This window comes from Planococcus liqunii (assembly GCF_030413595.1).
Classification (GTDB): domain Bacteria; phylum Bacillota; class Bacilli; order Bacillales_A; family Planococcaceae; genus Planococcus; species Planococcus liqunii.
Window position 1 is genome coordinate 1447524 of record NZ_CP129238.1, and the last position, 19127, is coordinate 1466650.

The window sequence follows — 19127 nt, forward strand, 5'->3', positions numbered from 1 at the left end:
ACGCCAAATGGAGTGAGTATATTGAGAAAAACAAAAATCGTTTGTACAATTGGTCCGGCAAGTGAAACCCCGGAATTACTGGAATCATTAATTGAAGCTGGGATGAACGTAGCCCGCTTGAATTTTTCGCACGGCAGCCACGAAGAACATGCATTGCGCATTCAACGCATCCGTGAAGCATCGAAAAAAACAGGGAAAATTATTGGGATTCTGCTTGATACCAAAGGACCTGAAATCCGCACACATAACATGGAGAACAACGGAGTTGAACTAGTTACTGGACAATCCATTGCCATTTCCATGACTGAAGTGCTGGGAACAAATGAATTGTTCTCTATTACTTATGGCCAACTGATTGAAGATGTAAACGAAGGATCGATCATTTTGCTTGATGACGGCTTGATTGAACTTCGTGTAACCGGCATCGACAAAGAAAACGGCTTGATCCATACTTATGTGGAAAATGCCGGGACATTAAAGAGCAAAAAAGGCGTTAACGTACCGGGCGTTTCGGTCCAATTGCCGGGCATCACGGAAAAAGACGCCCAGGACATCCTGTTTGGCATCGAACAAGGCGTTGATTTCATCGCTGCTTCTTTTGTCAGAAGGTCGTCTGATGTTATGGAAATCCGTGAACTGCTGGAAAACAATAACGGTGCGCACATCCAGATCATTCCGAAAATCGAGAACCAGGAAGGCGTCGACAATATCGACGACATTCTAATGATTTCGGACGGCTTGATGGTAGCCCGCGGCGACCTTGGGGTTGAAATTCCGGCCGAAGTTGTGCCGTTGGTCCAAAAATCGTTGATTGAGAAATGCAACAGTGCCGGAAAACCGGTGATCACTGCGACTCAAATGCTCGATTCCATGCAGCGCAATCCCCGCCCAACGCGCGCAGAAGCAAGTGACGTAGCGAACGCCATTTTTGACGGCACGGATGCAATCATGCTGTCCGGAGAAACGGCAGCCGGGCTTTATCCAGTCGAGTCGGTTGAAACAATGCACCGCATTGCAATGACGACTGAAGGTGCGTTGAACTATAAGCAAATCGTTTCCACACGCAGAAAAGAAAAAGAATCAAACATGACAGAAGCGATTGGCCAAGCAGTTGCTTATACGGCTTTGAACTTGAAAGTAAAAGCCATCATCGCACCGACGGAAAGTGGACATACAGCCAGAATGATCTCGAAATACCGTCCGGGCGTCATGATTATCGCAGTTACATCAGCAGATATTGCTTCCCGCAAGCTGACGCTTGTATGGGGGGTACAGCCGATCGTCGGTTCAAAAGTCCATTCGACGGATGAATTGCTTGAAAATGCAGTGGATGAAAGCTTGAAGCACCATTTCGTGAAACACGGCGATTTGGTCGTCATCACAGCGGGGGTTCCGGTTGGCCAGGCAGGCACAACGAACTTGATGAAAGTTCATTTGATCGGCGACAGCATCGCTAAAGGGCAAGGCATCGGCAAAACGGTTGCCATGGGTAAAACTGTGGTCGTCAGAAATGCCGAGCAGGCTTTAGCTGTAGACACTGAAGGGAAAATTATCGTCACCATCGGCACAGACCGTGAAATGATGCCAGCGATTGAAAAATGTGCGGGCATCGTAACAGAAGAAGGCGGCTTGACGAGCCATGCGGCGGTTGTCGGCTTAAGCCTGGGAATTCCGGTTGTTGTCGGTGTTTCAAATGCGACAGAAATGATCGAGAATGACTACGATATTACGATTGACGCGGAATCAGGCATTATTTACCACGGTCACGCCAGTGTCTTGTAAATACAACGCAGGAGGCTCAGCTGAATGATGAAATGGTTTTTTGTAGCCTTGATCCTAGTTCCGACGCTTGAATTGGCCTTGCTCATCTGGGCTGGAGGAAAAATCGGCTTTTTTCCGACGCTTGCCATCATTCTTGTGACCGGGCTTATCGGAGCTTATCTGGCGAAAAAGCGGGGAGTCAAAGCAATCCGTGATATACAGGATAGCTTCAGCCGCTTCGAGCCCCCGGGAGATCATTTGCTGAACGCTGCTTTTGTCTTAGTGGGCGGCGTCCTGCTTTTGACGCCTGGGTTTATTTCAGATGCCGTCGGTCTTTCGATGCTTTTTAAACCGACGCAGAAACTGTACAAACCGCTTGTTTTCAAACTGATTCAAAAAAACATGAAGAACACTCGGGTTATTGTCCGGTAATCCCGAGTGAATTCATCGTTTTTCAGGAAAATTTAATAAAACTAAGCGTTTTCATTCACAAATTCTTCAAAGTTGATTATAATGACAAAGTAAGGAATTTGATTCAGATTTACAAATGATTGAAAACCCATCATTCGGGCTTTTTTTTTGGAATGATGAATTAGAATAAGAAGGAGCGATTTATATGACATCGGCAAAAGGTTTAGAAGGCGTAGTAGCAACTCAATCCGCCATCAGTTCTATTATTGATGACACTCTTACATACGTTGGCTACAACATCGACGATTTAGCAGACAATGCTAGTTTCGAAGAAGTAATTTACCTGCTTTGGCATCAGCGTTTGCCTAAAGAAGATGAATTAGCAGAATTGAAACAGCAATTGGCGGATGACATGGCCATCCCTCAAGAAGTGCTGGATCACTTTAAAACATACCCAATCACAAAAGTTCATCCGATGGCGGCTCTTCGCACAGCCGTTTCAATGCTTGGACTATTTGACGAAGAAGCAGAAGAAATGAACCCTGAAGCGAATTACCGCAAAGCAATTCGCATCCAGGCAAAAATCTCAACAATTGTTACTGCTTTCGCCCGCATCCGTAAAGGGCAAGAACCAGTGGCGCCGAAGAGCGATTTGAGCTATGCAGCGAACTTCCTTTACATGCTTTCAGGATCAATGCCTGAAGACATCGAAGTAGAAGCTTTCAACAAAGCGCTTGTTCTTCATGCTGACCACGAATTGAACGCATCGACATTTACTGCACGCGTTGCAGTTGCTACATTGTCTGATGTCTATTCAGGAATCACTGCAGCAATCGGTGCATTAAAAGGGCCATTGCACGGTGGAGCAAACGAGCAAGTAATGAAGATGCTTACTGAAATCGGTTCTGTTGATAAAGTTGATGAAGTCATCAATGAAAAATTGGCGAACAAAGAAAAAATCATGGGCTTCGGACACCGCGTTTACCGCCAAGGTGATCCGCGTGCGAAACACTTGCGCGATATGTCCCAGAAGTTAACGAAAATCCGCAACGAAGAAAAATGGTATGAAATGTCAATTCGCATTGAAGAAATCGTAACTGGGCAAAAAGATCTTCCGCCGAACGTGGATTTCTACTCGGCTTCTGTTTACCATTCTTTGAATATCGAACATGACCTGTTCACGCCAATCTTTGCTGTATCCCGTACTTCAGGCTGGTTGGCTCACATTCTTGAGCAGTACTCAAATAACCGCTTGATCCGTCCGCGTGCCGAATACATCGGACCTGGAATGCAGACTTATGTTCCAGTTTCTGAAAGATAATTAGAAAAGCGGCAAAGCAGTTAAGTTGAAAACAAAAAATACATGGGGCTCGCACATTGTGCAGCCCTATGACTTTGACTACAGGAGGCTATTACAAATGACTAACGGTGAAAAAATCTCAGTCCAAAACGGCGTATTGAACGTCCCTAACCAAGCAGTAATTCCATTCATTATCGGTGACGGTACTGGCCCGGATATCTGGAATGCAGCATCACGCGTTCTTGAAGAAGCAGTCAACAAAGCTTATAACGGTGAAAAAGCGATCGTTTGGAAAGAAGTCCTTGCTGGACAAAAAGCATTCGACCAAACTGGCGAATGGTTGCCGCAGGAAACTTTGGACGTAATCAACGAATACTTGATCGCAATCAAAGGGCCTCTTACGACACCAATCGGCGGCGGTATCCGTTCATTGAACGTAGCTTTGCGCCAAGAACTTGATCTATACACTTGCCTGCGTCCTGTTCGCTACTTCGAAGGCGTACCTTCACCGGTTAAACGTCCAGAAGACACGGACATGGTCATCTTCCGTGAAAACACTGAAGATATCTATGCAGGGATCGAGTATGCAAACGGTTCTGACGAAGTGAAAAAATTACTTGCTTTCCTAACAGATGAAATGGGCGTTAAAAACATCCGCTTCCCTGAATCTTCAGGCCTAGGAATCAAGCCGATTTCTGAAGAAGGAACAAAACGTTTGGTTCGTGCTGCAATCAACTATGCATTGACTGAAAAACGCGAGTCTGTAACTCTTGTACACAAAGGCAACATCATGAAATTCACTGAAGGAGCTTTCAAAAACTGGGGCTACGAAGTGGCTGAACAAGAATTCGGCGATAAAGTCTTCACTTGGAACCAATACGATGCAATCAAAGACGAGCAAGGAACTGATGCTGCAAACAAAGCACAGGAAGAAGCTCTTGCTTCAGGAAAAATCCTTGTTAAAGATTCAATCGCTGATATCTTCCTTCAGCAAATCCTTACACGCCCAAGCGAGTTCGACGTTGTTGCAACAATGAACTTGAACGGAGATTACATCTCTGACGCTTTGGCTGCTCAAGTAGGCGGAATTGGCATCGCACCGGGTGCGAACATCAACTACGATACTGGACATGCAATTTTCGAAGCTACTCACGGTACAGCTCCTAAATACGCTGGCCTTGACAAAGTAAACCCTTCATCAGTTATTCTTTCAGGCGTATTGATGCTTGAACACCTTGGATGGAGCGAAGCTGCTAAAATGATCACGAATTCTATGGAGAAAACAATTGCTTCTAAAGTTGTAACTTACGACTTTGCACGTCTAATGGACGGCGCTACAGAAGTGAAATGCTCTGAGTTCGCTGACGAATTAATTAAAAACTTGTAAGATAAGGAGAGGGGGAAACCCCTCTTTTTTTCATATCCAAATCGATATTAAAGGGGAGTTTTTTATGACATTCACACGTAAAAAGATTTCTGTAATCGGTTCAGGCTTCACAGGTGCGACGGCTGCGTTTCTGCTTGCCCAAAAAGAGTTGGGCGATGTCGTGCTCGTAGACATCCCGCAAATGGAGAACCCGGCGAAAGGAAAAGCGCTGGACATGGCCGAAACCGGCCCTGTTGAAGGCTTCGACGCACGGGTGATCGGAACAGCCAACTACGAAGACACGAAAGACTCGGATTTGGTCATTATTACAGCCGGAATCGCAAGAAAACCGGGGATGAGCCGTGATGATCTGGTCCAGACCAATCAAAAAGTCATGAAATCTGTTACAGCTGAAGTTGTAAAATATTCACCCGATACGACTATCCTCGTTTTAACGAACCCGGTGGATGCGATGACCTATACTGTGTTCAAAGAATCCGGATTCCCGAAAGAGCGCGTCATTGGCCAGTCCGGAGTTCTTGATTCCGCCCGATTCCGCAGTTTTGTGGCTGAAGAACTGAAGGTGTCGGTGAAGGATGTCACCGGATTTGTGCTAGGCGGGCATGGCGATGATATGGTTCCTTTGGTTCGTTATTCTTATGCGGGCGGCATTCCGCTGGAGACTTTGATTTCTAAAGAACGGCTCGGTGAAATCGTGGAACGGACGCGAAAAGGCGGAGCGGAAATCGTTAATCTTTTAGGGAATGGATCTGCCTATTATGCGCCGGCTGCATCATTGGTTGAAATGGCAGAAGCCATCATTAAAGATCAGCGGCGGATTTTGCCGTCCATCGCTTATTTGGAAGGGGAATACGGATTAGACGGCATCTATTTAGGTGTTCCGACGATTCTCGGCGCTGGCGGCATCGAAAAAATTATCGAGATTGATTTGAACGACGAAGAAAAAACCTTATTGAACAACTCAGCTGAGTCTGTAAAAGCCGTCATGAAAGTTTTAGCATAATATTAGGCGAGCAGGAATTTTTCCTGCTCGTTTTTTGGTTGCAGCTGAAGCGAGGCAGTGGGTCTCCGGGCGCTTGCACTTTTATGAGATTACTTGATACTATAGGAGTATCAAGATTTAGGAGGGAAAGTTATTGTTGCTTGGAAAGAAGCGTGAATTAGGCCGTAAAGTCGAAGACATGAAGGTCGGAGAAAAGTTGAATCTGACAGAGAAAATTGAAGACAAGGATCTTCTGCTTTATCTTGGTTTGACGAATGACGGCAATCCGCTGTATATACAGCATGACTTCGCTTCGCAAACAGTTTACGAAAAACCCGTAGTGCCGAATATTATGCTGACGGGCATTATCACTTCTGCGATCTCCAAATATTTACCTGGCCCTGGATCTTATATTACGGAACAAAAGCTGAAATTCCGCGAGCCGGTCTATCATTATGCAACAATCGAGTTCTTGCTGGAAGTGATTGAAGTGGATGTCAAACATAACGAAGTGATTATCCGCATCGAGGCAACAAATGAAGAAGGCAGTTCTGTGGTGGAAGGAACCGTTTTGGTTCATCCGCCGCAAATCATCAATCAGCTGTCCACTCAAGCTACAGATAATATCTAAAGCGGTTTGGAATGGGGGTTTCAAACTGAATGTGGAGGATGTCAAATGCTGAAAAAAATACTGATTATCGAAGATGAACATTCCATTGCGACGTTGTTGTCGTATAACTTGGTGCAAGCCGGATATGAAACGGTCATAGCGAACGATGGAAAAGAAGGATACGAAATCGCCTTAACAGAAAAGCCATCTTTGATTTTGCTTGATTTGATGCTGCCGTCCATGGACGGCGTAGAAGTTTGCAAGTCGCTGCGCCAGCAAAAAGTCCAAACGCCGATTATTATGCTGACCGCAAAAGATGATGAGTTTGATAAAGTGCTGGGCCTTGAACTCGGTGCAGATGACTACATGACCAAACCGTTCAGTCCGCGAGAAGTGGTCGCCCGTGTAAAGGCGGTTCTGCGCCGGACAGAGCAGACGTCTATTGCACAAACGGATTCTTCTGCACCGCTGACCTTTGGCAGCTTAAAAGTATTTCCAGAACAATTTGAAGTCTATCTCGGTGAGGAACAAATCGAATTCACACCTAAAGAGTTCGAACTTCTAGTATATTTGATGGAAAATAAAAACCGGGTTCTGACTCGTGATCAATTGCTCAGCGCCGTCTGGAAATACGATTTTGCAGGAGACACCCGGATAGTTGATGTACATATCAGCCACTTGCGGGAAAAAATAGAGGAAAACAGCCGGAAACCGCTCTATATCAAAACGATAAGAGGATTGGGTTACAAATTCGAGGAGCCGAAAGCAGGATGAAGTCATTTAAGCATCGATTGCTGATGACGATTCTGATTTGGATCGGTGTGCTGTTAGCTGGCCTTTTTGTCGTCATTGGCCAGCTTTTTCCTGTCTATGCGGAAACGCACGATAAAATGCAGGTCTGGCTGTTCCTGTTTTTAATTTTTGTGGTGGCGATGCTTTTTTCTGCAATTATTGGCTACCGCATCATCCAAGTGCAAGCGTTGCCGATTGAAAACGTAACAGAAACCGCCCTGGAATTGGCAAAAGGAAACTACCGGGCGCGGGCATTTGAATACAGCAATGCCAGTACGGTGGAGTTGAGTTCGACCATTAATATTTTGGCGAGAAACTTGCAGGAAATCACCTCGGTCCGGGAAATGGAGCAGGAACGATTAAAAACGCTGATTGAAAACATGGGGAGCGCCCTGATCATGATTGACCGGCAAGGCGGGATTACTTTGGTCAATCGCTCGTTCCTGACTGAATTCCAGTTGTCGAATGAGGATATTGATGGAAAGTTTTACAAAGAAATGCGGATTCCGCATGTTCTGGAGCGGTTTATCGAACAGGTCTTTATGACAGAAACTTCAGCGCGCAATCAGCTTGAGTTCAAACAAGGCATCAGTACGAAGCACATCGATGTGTACGGTGCCCCGGTACTGGGCGAACATGAACAATGGCTCGGAATTGTCATTGTCTCTCACGACATTACCGAACTTAAGCGGCTGGAACAAATCCGGAAAGACTTTGTCGCCAACGTATCGCATGAACTAAGAACGCCGGTTACATCGATTAAAGGCTTTACGGAAACACTGCTGGACGGGGCCTATAAAGATCCGGAAACGACGCTTTCTTTTCTGGAAATCATTGAAAAAGAAAGCCTCCGTCTGGAAATGCTCGTTAAAGATTTGCTGGAGCTTTCTAAAGTGGAACAAGCCGGCTTTCAAGTGGATGCCATGCCGACCGATTTGAGAAAGCTGATTGAACGGGCAGGCGAATTGGTCGAAAGAAAGCTTGAAGATAAAAACATCGAGTTGAAACTGAATCTTGAACCCGTTATTGTTCAAGGCGACCCAAACCGCCTCGTGCAAGTCATGATGAATTTATTGATCAATGCCATCACGTATTCGCCTTCTAAAACAGCAATTACCGTCCGCCTGTATAAAAAAGGCGATGAAGGGATTATCGAAGTGGAAGATCAGGGTATAGGTATTGAAGCATCAGAAATTGATAGGCTATTTGAACGGTTTTACCGGGTCGACCGTGCCCGCAGTCGAAATTCCGGCGGAACCGGGTTAGGATTATCAATAGTCAAACATTTAATAGAGGCACATCACGGCAAAGTGGAAGTTGCAAGCGAAGTAGGCATTGGAACAACCTTTACCATCTATTTGCCTTTAGCGAATTAATCTAGGAGGAACATATGGATAATTTACCTTTTCTGCCGATCATTGTAGGTACTGATATGAATGCTTACAATATGGCCATTTCGTTTCACGAAGCATATGGCATCAAACCCGTTTTAGTAGGGAAAGAACCTTTGTCGTTTACGGCAATGAGCACCATTACAGAAACCATCGAGCTGCGCTCCGGCTTGTCCGATTCAGCGCAATTTGCAGGAATCTTGACGGACATAGCCGGCAAGTACAGAACGCCCGGAAAAACATTGCTGCTAGTCGGTACAAATGATTTGTACGTGCGCTTGATCATCGAAAATGCATCGGTATTGCGCGAGCATTTTGTCTTTAATTATATTTCAGAAGACTTGATGAATCAGCTGCAGGTAAAATCGAATTTCTATAAATTATGCCACGAACACGGCATTGATACTCCGACAACGTTCTTTTACGACTGCCGTTCCAGACAGCCGTTTGAAGAGCAAATGATGTATCCGGTCATCATCAAGCCGAGCAACGGCATTGAGTACAACCTCAATAAATTCGAAGGCCAGCAGAAAGTCTACAAAGTGGAAAATCCGCGGGAATTGCAGGAAGTCATCCGGACGATTATTGCCAGCGGCTACCAGGATGAATTAATCATCCAGGATTACATCCCAGGCGATGATACATATATGTGGGATTCTGTCATCTACGCCAATTCCAAAGGCAAAACGCAGCTCGTGACATACGCCCAAGTGGTACTGCAGGAGCATACGGTCACTGCCATCGGGAACTATACCGCTTTGATCACGCGCTACAACAAAGATATGATGGTCAAGCTCCAGAACTTCCTGGAAGCGGTAGGCTACACCGGCTTTGCCAATTTCGATTTGAAGTACGACGAGCGGGACGGCAAATTCAAGGTCTTTGAAGTGAATATCCGCCAAGGCCGTTCAAGCTATTACGTCACCGCCTTGGGCCATAATATGGCTACCTATTTTGTCGACGACTTGATCTACGGAATTGAAAAGCCTGTCACGTATTTGAATGAAGAATTTTTGTTCACGGTTGTGCCGAAAATTGTCCTTCGCAAATTTGTAGCCAATAAAGCCGTGCAGCGCGACATCAATCAATTACTGAAAAAAGGCAAATACGTCAATCCGTTGTTCTATAAAAAAGATACGCACCTTAAACGGAAATTATACCTGTTCGCCCGCCAAGTGAATTATTATAAGAAATACAAAAACAACCAGTGGTGACACTGGTTGTTTTACTACTTAATGGGAAAAATATAACTCTCGAACAGATATTCTATTAAACAGCTTTGCTTTCCTGCAGGCTCGTGCTGTAAGAAAGGCTCTGGTCGAAGGTAGTGAGGGCGAGTCTTTGCGACGAAGTTAGCTCAGCGACAGGAACACACCTTTGCCTTTCACCGGTTTCACTATGGAACTTAGTGTAAAGCAAAAACCGGATGATACTTCTCACACTCACTTGAAAAGTGACATCAGGAGGGAAATGATACCCCCAATCGGTTCGGCCACGAGACTCCTGTGGGAGCAGTGAAGGAGCAACGCGACTGAGCGATGAGAGCTGAAGACGCTGGAGCGAACGTAGTGAGTGAAGCGGCTGAAGCCGAGCCCACGGAAAGCGAAGTGGCCGAACCGGTTGGGGTTTATGCAGTTTTATTTATTAAAGATCTCAACATTTACAGAATATTAACACTAGCTTCATATTCGGATGTTAAGGTTTAATAGAACCCCCCTTCAACCGCATGAAGGGAAAAAGAGCCCTCCCCGGGGCTCTTTTTCTTTTTTTGTGAAACTATTCCAATATTATTACGTATATAAAATATAAGGAAAAAGGAGGGGAAAAGATGACCACAAAAAAAGTGTTATCCATTATCGGCTTGTCGATTGCCGGCATTCTTTTGCTCGTTGCCGTCTTTACCAGTTGGTATACCGTAGACGAATCCGAACAAGCAGTCATCATCACATTCGGTGAAGCGAAAGAAACGGTTGTCGAATCGGGCCTGCATTTCAAAATGCCTTGGCCGATCCAACGAGCAGAGATATTTTCTAAAGAAACATACAGCCTGCAGTTTGGCTATAACCAAAACGCAGAAGGTGAAATTGTCGCTTATGACAAAGAAACAAAAATGATTACGGGCGATGAAAACATCGTGTTGACCGATTTGGTCGTGCAATGGAAAATCACCGATCCTAAAAAGTATTTGTTCAACTCCGAAGCACCTCAGGAAATTCTGCATGATGCCACTTCCGCATCCATCCGTTCCATCATCGGCAGCTCACTGATTGATGACGCACTTACTTCCGGAAAAGCGGAAATTGAGGCGGAAACAAGAGATTTGCTGGCGTCACTAGTAGAAAAATACGATATCGGCATAACGGTGCTGGCAGTGAAACTGCAGGATGTGGAATTGCCGAACGAAGAAGTCCGGGCGGCGTTCACCAACGTTACGGATGCCCGTGAAACGATGAACACCAAGATCAACGAAGCGAAAAAATACGAAAACCAAAAACGCAACGAAGCATTGGGGGAAAAAGCAGCGATCAATTCCCGGGCAGAAGGCCAGAAGGTATCGCGTATCGAACAAGCACGCGGGGATGTAGCCATCTTTGATAAACTTTACACAGAGTACAAAACAAATCCTGAAGTCACGCAGCAACGCCTCGTGATGGAAACTTTGGAAACCGTTTTGCCGAATGCGAAACTCTACATAATGAACGACGACGGCGGAACGATGAAGTATTTGCCGCTTAACGAGATGCAGACCGTTGTGCCGCCGGCTGCGGAAGAGACGGAAGAAACAAAAGAAACGAAAGAAGGAGGAGGGAACTGATGGAACCAAACAACCCTTTCCAAAATCCTAAAAAACCGAATCCGTGGGAAAAACCGATCAAGCCGGCAAAACCGAAAAAAGAAAGGCCGCCGAAAGAGCCCATCCAATTCAAGAAATATTGGAAATTGATTGTTGGGCTGTCGGTCGCCTTATTTGCCTTAATCGTCATCTTGACCAATATTTACGTGGTGAAAGAAAATGAATACCGGGTAGTCCGCCAATTTGGCGAAGTGGTAACGATTCAAGACAAGCCGGGCATCCGGATGAAAATTCCGTTTCTGCAAAGCGTCACAACTTTGCCGAAATACCAGATGACGTACGATGTATCGGAAGCGGAGATCAATACGAAAGACAAAAAGCGCATCATCATCGACAACTACGCTGTTTGGCAAGTGGTTGATCCGATTGACTTGATCACCAACGCTGTTTCGATCGTCAATGCGGAATCGCGGATGGAGGAATTCATTTATTCAGTGGTCCGTACTGAACTTGGGCAGCTGAATTACGACGAAATCATCAACGATGGAAATTCATCGCGCGGCAATTTGAATGACAATGTGACTGCACGGGTCAATGAACTGCTTGAAAAAGACCAATACGGGATTAAAGTAGTCGACGTCCGGATGAAGCGCACCGATTTGCCGGAAGAGAATGAGCAGTCCGTTTATACGCGGATGATTTCGGAGCGGGATTCAACGGCCCAGGACTATTTGTCGCAAGGCGATGCGAAAAAGCGTGAAATCGAAGCTCAAGCAGACCGGGAAGCGCAGGAAGTGATTGCGACTGCCCGGAAAGAAGCAGCATTGATCCAGGCTGAAGGGGAATCGGAAGCAGCCAAAATCTACAACCAATCGTTTTCGAAAGATCCGGAGTTTTACGGGCTTTACCGCTCGCTTTCATCTTATACAAAAACAATCGGGGAAGATACCGTCATCATCTTGCCGTCTGATTCGCCATACGCCCAAATTTTGTCAGGGAATATGGAATAAGTCTAGGCCTTCATTTCTTTTCTTTTTGCCCACGTGGTAAAATAAAAGGAATGAAGGCTTATTTTTATTTATTTGGTAAGCACAATGATTTGTAAGGAATGGCAGAAGCCCAGATTTTTTTAGAAAACAAGGCTGGCTGTCCGCTTCCTACTGAAAGGGGTAATATTGTGGCGAAGAAAATACTTTTATTGGATGGGAACAGTTTGGCGTACCGGGCATTTTTTGCCTTGCCGCTATTAACAAATGAACACGGAGTCCATACAAACGCTGTCTACGGCTTTACAATGATGCTGCAGCGGATTCTGGAGGAAGAAAAGCCGACACATATGGTGGTCGCTTTCGATGCTGGGAAAACAACCTTCCGTCACGAAACATTCAGCGAATACAAAGGCGGACGCCAGAAGACGCCGCCGGAACTATCGGAGCAATTTCCGTATTTGCGCAAATTGATCGATGCCTACCGCATCAAACGTTATGAACTGCCGAATTACGAAGCAGACGATATTATCGGTACTTTGAGCCTGGAAGCGGAACAAGCAGGGGATGAAGTCATTGTCATTTCTGGAGATAAAGATTTAACGCAGCTTGCTTCTCCTTCGACGACCGTTTATATTACGCGAAAAGGAATCACCGATATTGAAAAATATACAGTTGATCATATCCAGGAAAAATACGGGTTGTCGCCTGAGCAGATCATCGATTTGAAAGGGCTGATGGGTGATGCTTCCGATAACATCCCGGGAGTTCCGGGCGTCGGAGAAAAGACCGCCCTTAAATTACTGACGGCCCATGGCTCGGTTGAAGGCGTTTATGAAGCGATTGACCAGCAAAAAGGCAAACTGAAAGAAAAACTCGTGGAAAATGAAGAGTTGGCACTGATCAGCAAAAAGCTGGCAACGATTGAGCGCAATGCGCCGATTGAAATTAAAATTGATGAACTGACTTATTCAGGTCCGGACCAGGATGAATTGATTCAAGTTTGGAATGAGCTGGCGTTTAAATCGCTGCTGGAAAAGATGGATTATACGGCAGAGGAAACGGAGAAAGAAGAGCTGGTATTTGAAGTGCTGCAGGAAATCGACCCGGCGATTTTTGAAGACGAAATGGCCATTCATCTTGAAATGTACGATGAACAATACCACACATGCGATTTGCTTGGCGTTTCGCTTGCCACTGCTTCCAAGACTTACGTTATTCCAATGGATGTCGTGAAAGGTTCTGAAGCCTTTAAATCATGGCTGATGGACGAGACAAAGAAAAAGTACATGTCGGATTCCAAAGCGGCGACAGCGGCGTTCTATCGCTGCGGACTGGAAGTGGCAGGCGTCGATTTTGATTTGATGCTTGGCGCTTATATCGTCAATCCATCGCTTACTTATACCGACCTGGCCAATATCGTGCAGGAATACGGCTATACGGATGTATCGCAAAACGAACAGATCTACGGCAAAGGCGCGAAAAAATCAGTTCCGGATGACAATATTCTGCATGAACACATTGCCAGAAAAGGCCGTACCATTTGGGCAGTCCGACCGACAGTCCTCAAGAAACTGGAGGAAAACGAGCAATTCGAGCTGTACTACAACCTGGAATTGCCGCTCGCAACGGTTCTCGGGACGATGGAATCGTTTGGCGTACAAGTGGACAAAGAGCAGCTGGTGGCAATGGGCAAAGAACTGGGCGAGAAATTGGCCGAAATCGAAAAGAATATCCACTCGCTTGCCGGCGAAAAATTCAATATCAATTCACCGAAGCAATTGGGCGTTGTGCTGTTCGAAAACCTGGGATTGCCTGTCTTGAAAAAGACGAAGACCGGCTATTCTACAGCGGCGGATGTACTGGAAAAACTGGAAGGCCAGCATGAAGTCATCTCGCAAATCTTACTGTACCGCCAGCTGGGCAAAATCCTTTCCACTTATATTGAAGGCTTGTTAAAGGAAATCCATGAAGACGGCAAAGTCCATACGCGTTTCCAGCAGGCTTTGACGACCACTGGGCGCCTCAGCTCCATCAATCCCAACTTGCAGAACATCCCGGTTCGGGTGGAAGAAGGGCGCAAAATCCGCAAAGCGTTCGTGCCTTCAGAACCGGACTGGCTCATGGTTGCCGCCGACTACTCGCAGATTGAATTGCGTGTACTGGCTGATATGTCGAAAGATGAAAGCCTGATTGATGCCTTTAAACACGATTTGGATATTCACACGAAGACGGCAAGTGACGTGTTTAATGTGCCTTTAGAAGAAGTCACATCGGATATGCGCCGCGCCGCAAAAGCGGTCAACTTCGGAATTGTCTACGGCATCAGCGACTACGGTCTATCGCAAAGCTTGAACATCACCCGAAAAGCGGCAGCCGAATTTATTGATAATTACTTGCAGAGTTTCCCGGGCGTCAAAAATTACATGGACGGCAGCATCCGGACGGCGAAGCAGAACGGATTTGTGACGACCTTGATGAAACGCCGCCGCTATTTGCCGGACATCAACAGCTCAAACTTCAACCTGCGCAGCTTTGCGGAACGGACAGCGATGAATACGCCGATCCAGGGAAGTGCAGCCGATATCATTAAAAAAGCGATGATTGATATGGCGGATGCGCTGGAAGGGGAAAATATGCAAACCCGCATGCTGCTGCAAGTGCATGATGAATTGATTTTTGAAGCGCCTCCAGAAGAATTGGAGAAACTGAAAATACTCGTGCCGCAGATTATGGAAAATGCGGTCCAGTTGAACGTACCGCTGAAAGTGGACTTTGCATTTGGCGATACCTGGTACGATACAAAATGATGGGAGGGCCTTTGAATGCCTGAACTTCCGGAAGTGGAAGGCGTTGTCCGCCTGATACGCCCGGTCTCCATTGGGAAAAAGATCCGCGATGTCTATGTGTCAGACACGATTCGCTTATCGAAAACGAATGGAAAAGAAGCCATTATTAAAAAGATGGAAGCCGATTCCTTTATCGGCAACTTGATCGGAGCACAAATTATCAGCGTGGAACGGCGCAGCAAATACATTTATTTTACCTTGAAAACAGAAGAAGAGTTTCTGCTCGTCAATCATTTGGGGATGTCAGGCGCCTGGTTTTATGTCGACAGCCTGCTGTCGATCAATGAAGACAAGTTCCGCCGGCATGTCCATGTGGTATTGACTTTGAGCGACGGCAACCTGCTCGCCTATTCGGACATCCGGCGATTCGGAGAAATGCGTGTGTTAAAGGAAGAGGCGGATTATCCGCCGCTTCTTTTGATGGCGCCGGAACCTTTTGAAGAAGGGGCGCTCGATCATTTCCTGCAGATGGCCGATAGCCCGAAATACAAAAACAAAGCCATCAAAGAAGTGATCATGGATGGCCAAGTGATTTCCGGATGCGGCAATATTTATGCCACAGAAGCCCTTTACAGGATGAAAATCCATCCGAACCGGGCTGCAGGCAGAATCAGCCGTGCACGGAAAATTCAGCTGTTCGAATCGATTGTGGCGATTTTGCTGGAAAGCATCGAAGCCGGCGGCAGCACCATTTCGGATTACCGGAACATCAACGGGGAATCGGGAAGCATGCAAAATCGGTTTGGCATGTATGGAAAAAAACAATGCATGGTGTGCGGCAGTGCCACCAAGTCGCTGAAGATTGGCGGCAGAACTTCGGTCTACTGTCCGACATGCCAAAAGTGAGGGTTTAAGATGATTATTGGGTTAACGGGAAGCATTGCCAGCGGGAAAAGTACGGTTTCCGCTATGCTCGCGGAAATGGGCTACCCCATTGTGGATGCCGACAAAGTGGCACGTCTTGTGGTGGAGCCGGGCAGTGAAACATTGGAGAAAATCAGGGAGCTATTCGGGGAAGAAGTCATTCTTCCGGATGGCACCATGGACCGCAAAAAAGTGGGGGAACTGATCTTCAACGACCCGGCCAGCCGAAAAAAGCTGAACGATGTCATCCATCCGGCCATCCGGATGGAGATGCTTCGGCAGCGGGGCGAATTTTTGGACCAGGGCTTTGCGACAGTGATTATGGACATTCCGCTTCTTTTTGAAAGCCGGCTGCAGCACTTGGTCGACAAAATACTGGTCGTCAGCGTAACGGAAGAACTCCAACTGAAGCGGCTGATGGAGCGCAACGGCTTAAGCGAAAAAGAGGCGCGAGCCCGTATTGCATCCCAATTGCCGATGTCTGTCAAAGAAGAAGGGGCAGATGCTGTTATATACAATAACGGATCAGTTGACGAAACCAAATGGCAGTTAAACCGCATTCTGGACCAGTGGAAACGATTACAATCAGAATAATACAGAAACGTGCCACTTTAAGGTTCCAGAATCCGTAAAATGTGTTATACTATATAACGAATTAAAAATATAAGTATAACTTATTTAATTGGAGGACTCGTAAATGACAGTTTCTATTGCGATTAACGGATTTGGCCGTATTGGCCGCATGGTTTTTAGACAAGCGATTTTAATGGACGACATCACCATTGCTGCCATTAATGCCAGCTACCCAGCTGAAACTTTAGCGCATTTGATTAAGTATGACACAAATCATGGAACTTTCGATGCCGAGGTCTCTGCTGAAGGAGACGCAATTATTGTAAACGGCAAACGAGTTCAACTCGTCAATGAACGGGATCCTTTAAAACTGCCATGGGAAAAGATGGGCATTGACATTGTCATTGAAGCAACAGGGAAATTCAATTCACGGGAACAAGCAGGCCTGCATTTAACAGCAGGAGCGAAAAAAGTCATTTTATCGGCTCCTGGAAAAAATGTTGATATCACGGTTGTGATGGGCGTCAATGACGATAAACTGGAAGTTGAAAAGCACGACGTGATTTCCAACGCCAGCTGTACAACCAACTGTTTGGCGCCGGTCGCTAAAGTACTGAACGATGCGTTTGGAATTGAAAACGGTTTAATGACCACTGTCCACTCCTTCACGAACGACCAGAAAAACCTGGACAATCCGCACAAAGATCTACGCCGGGCGCGTGCATGCAGCCAGTCTATCATTCCAACTTCTACGGGTGCCGCGAAAGCGCTGTCTTTAGTTCTTCCGGAACTTGAAGGGAAGATGCACGGCATGGCCCTTCGTGTGCCGACGCCGAACGTCTCGTTGGTTGATTTGGTTGTCGACCTTGAACAGGATGTTACGGTGGAAGACGTCAACGAAGCATTTATCCGCGCTTCTGAAACGGATTTGAAAGGCATTTTACGATTTACGATGGAGCCTTTAGTATCGGTTGACTTCAATACCACTTATGAATCTGCGACAATCGACGGCCTTTCCACAATGGTGATCGGGAACCGCAAAGTCAAAGTGCTGGCTTGGTATGACAATGAATGGGGCTACTCTGCACGTGTCGTCGATTTGACGAAAAAAGTAGCAAAATCACTGGTTTTCGCCTGATAATTATTAAAAACCGCCGCTTCTCATCTGAGAGTGGCGGTTTTTTATGCAATAAATTCCTTAAAAAAATATTTTTAAATTAAGTTATTTTTATTGCATTTCATTTCAATACATCATATACTAACATTCGTAGCCAAAAAAGGCTGCGAACTTCTTCGTTACCAACAGGTTTACGGCAACGGATGGAGCAATCTTTATTCACATGACTGCTTAAAGGGTTAGGACCTCTTTGGACTAACTTTCCCCCGTGGTAGTCAACTTTGAATATTTTGCGCATCAAACACAAAATGATATCAAAGGGGGAAAACGAACCATGGAAACAATGGGACGTCACGTAATTGCAGAACTTTGGCAGTGTGATTTTGACAAATTAAACGATATGGATTTTATCGAACAAACTTTTGTTGATGCAGCACTGAAGTCCGGAGCAGAAGTCAGAGAAGTCGCTTTTCACAAATTTGCACCTCAAGGAGTCAGCGGGGTAGTCATCATTTCTGAATCGCACTTAACGATCCACAGCTTCCCGGAACACGGCTACGCAAGTATTGATGTTTATACTTGTGGAGACTTAGATCCGACCATTGCAGCGAATTATATCGCAGAAGCACTTAATTCCGGTACACGTGAATTTGTAGAAGTGCCACGCGGAATGGGTCCAGTCAGTGTTGGAAAAACCAAAGTTTCAGTAAATGCATAATTCATTTAAACTGAAAAACAACAAGCAGGGGATTAATTCCTCTGCTTTTTCTATTTTCTAAAAGAAATTTTGTTATACTAGAGAGAACAGATAGAAAGTTTAGGGAGATGTCGAAATGAAATGTCCAGCATGTCAGCACAATGGCACACGCGTTGTTGATTCGCGGCCAGTTGATGATAATAAATCCATAAGAAGGCGCCGGGAATGTGAATCCTGCGGCTACCGCTATACCACATTTGAAAAAGTGGAAGAAATGCCTTTGATTGTCGTCAAGAAAGATGGCTCGCGTGAAGAGTTCAGCCGTGAAAAAGTCTTGAGGGGCTTGATCCGTGCTTGTGAAAAACGGCCAGTCTCACTGGAAGTGCTAGAAGAAGTAGTTTTCGATATTGAGAAGAACCTCCGGCGGGCAGGCAACGCAGAAGTAAAGTCTGAGGAAGTCGGCGAGTTGGTGATGGACCGGCTGGCGGGAATCGATGAAGTGGCGTATGTCCGCTTCGCATCGGTTTATCGCCAGTTTAAGGACATTACCGTATTTATAGATGAATTAAAGGATCTGTTGAAAAAGAGTCCGGAAGACAAGAAACCCGAGTAA

The 19127-nt window shown here is 45.9% G+C and carries 17 protein-coding genes; all 17 read left to right on the top strand.

All coding sequences use genetic code 11. The features are described from left to right. Positions 1–21 precede the first annotated feature (21 nt). The 17 genes from pyk (at position 22) to nrdR (ending at position 19127) form a co-directional block, all read left to right on the top strand. Positions 22–1782, top strand: a complete 1761-nt coding sequence (pyk, locus tag QWY22_RS07325) for a pyruvate kinase (RefSeq protein WP_300983772.1) — start codon at positions 22–24, stop codon at positions 1780–1782. Positions 1783–1806: 24 nt separating this feature from the next. Continuing rightward, the gene (locus QWY22_RS07330; RefSeq protein ID WP_300983773.1) at positions 1807–2193 is read left to right on the top strand and encodes an FxsA family protein; all 387 of its coding nucleotides are present in this window, start codon (positions 1807–1809) and stop codon (positions 2191–2193) included. 184 nt (positions 2194–2377) lie between these two features. After that, positions 2378–3493 carry a citrate synthase gene (gene citZ, locus QWY22_RS07335; RefSeq protein ID WP_300983774.1) on the top strand — a complete coding sequence of 372 codons (1116 nt, stop codon included), beginning with the start codon at positions 2378–2380 and terminating at the stop codon, positions 3491–3493. A 58-nt stretch (positions 3494–3551) separates the two neighbouring features. After that, a complete protein-coding gene (gene icd, locus QWY22_RS07340) occupies positions 3552–4859 on the top strand; it encodes an NADP-dependent isocitrate dehydrogenase (protein ID WP_300983775.1) in 1308 nt (435 codons plus the stop codon). 64 nt (positions 4860–4923) lie between these two features. Beyond that, on the top strand, positions 4924–5862 hold the full coding sequence (gene mdh / locus QWY22_RS07345; RefSeq protein WP_300983776.1) for a malate dehydrogenase: 939 nt from the start codon (positions 4924–4926) through the stop codon (positions 5860–5862). Between the two features lie 133 nt (positions 5863–5995). Continuing rightward, positions 5996–6472: a MaoC/PaaZ C-terminal domain-containing protein gene (locus QWY22_RS07350; RefSeq protein WP_300983777.1), complete on the top strand. Its 477-nt coding sequence runs from the start codon at positions 5996–5998 to the stop codon at positions 6470–6472. Positions 6473–6517: 45 nt separating this feature from the next. Continuing rightward, complete coding sequence (locus tag QWY22_RS07355; protein ID WP_300983779.1) at positions 6518–7225, top strand: response regulator transcription factor; 708 nt, start codon at positions 6518–6520, stop codon at positions 7223–7225. Next, on the top strand, positions 7222–8619 hold the full coding sequence (gene pnpS, locus QWY22_RS07360; protein ID WP_300983781.1) for a two-component system histidine kinase PnpS: 1398 nt from the start codon (positions 7222–7224) through the stop codon (positions 8617–8619). The genes QWY22_RS07355 and pnpS overlap by 4 nt, the downstream gene beginning before the upstream one ends. A gap of 14 nt (positions 8620–8633) precedes the next feature. Continuing rightward, the gene (locus QWY22_RS07365; protein ID WP_300983782.1) at positions 8634–9848 is read left to right on the top strand and encodes a carboxylate--amine ligase; all 1215 of its coding nucleotides are present in this window, start codon (positions 8634–8636) and stop codon (positions 9846–9848) included. Between the two features lie 614 nt (positions 9849–10462). Beyond that, positions 10463–11449, top strand: coding sequence for an FtsH protease activity modulator HflK (hflK, locus tag QWY22_RS07370; protein ID WP_300983783.1), 987 nt, complete (start codon positions 10463–10465; stop codon positions 11447–11449). Continuing rightward, entirely contained in the window at positions 11449–12438 is a 990-nt protein-coding gene (hflC, locus tag QWY22_RS07375) for a protease modulator HflC (RefSeq protein WP_300983784.1), read from the top strand. Before hflK ends, hflC begins: the two co-directional genes overlap by 1 nt. 164 nt (positions 12439–12602) lie before the next feature. Next, a complete protein-coding gene (gene polA, locus QWY22_RS07380; protein WP_300984349.1) occupies positions 12603–15224 on the top strand; it encodes a DNA polymerase I in 2622 nt (873 codons plus the stop codon). 15 nt (positions 15225–15239) lie between these two features. Then, positions 15240–16109 (top strand): bifunctional DNA-formamidopyrimidine glycosylase/DNA-(apurinic or apyrimidinic site) lyase, encoded by an 870-nt coding sequence (gene mutM, locus QWY22_RS07385; protein ID WP_300983785.1) that lies wholly within the window; start codon positions 15240–15242, stop codon positions 16107–16109. 9 nt (positions 16110–16118) lie between these two features. Further along, entirely contained in the window at positions 16119–16721 is a 603-nt protein-coding gene (coaE, locus tag QWY22_RS07390; protein ID WP_300983786.1) for a dephospho-CoA kinase, read from the top strand. 103 nt (positions 16722–16824) lie between these two features. Further along, complete coding sequence (locus tag QWY22_RS07395; protein WP_036804758.1) at positions 16825–17838, top strand: glyceraldehyde-3-phosphate dehydrogenase; 1014 nt, start codon at positions 16825–16827, stop codon at positions 17836–17838. A gap of 313 nt (positions 17839–18151) precedes the next feature. Then, positions 18152–18535: an adenosylmethionine decarboxylase gene (speD, locus tag QWY22_RS07400; RefSeq protein WP_036804755.1), complete on the top strand. Its 384-nt coding sequence runs from the start codon at positions 18152–18154 to the stop codon at positions 18533–18535. Between the two features lie 115 nt (positions 18536–18650). Further along, positions 18651–19127, top strand: a complete 477-nt coding sequence (gene nrdR, locus QWY22_RS07405; RefSeq protein WP_036804754.1) for a transcriptional regulator NrdR — start codon at positions 18651–18653, stop codon at positions 19125–19127.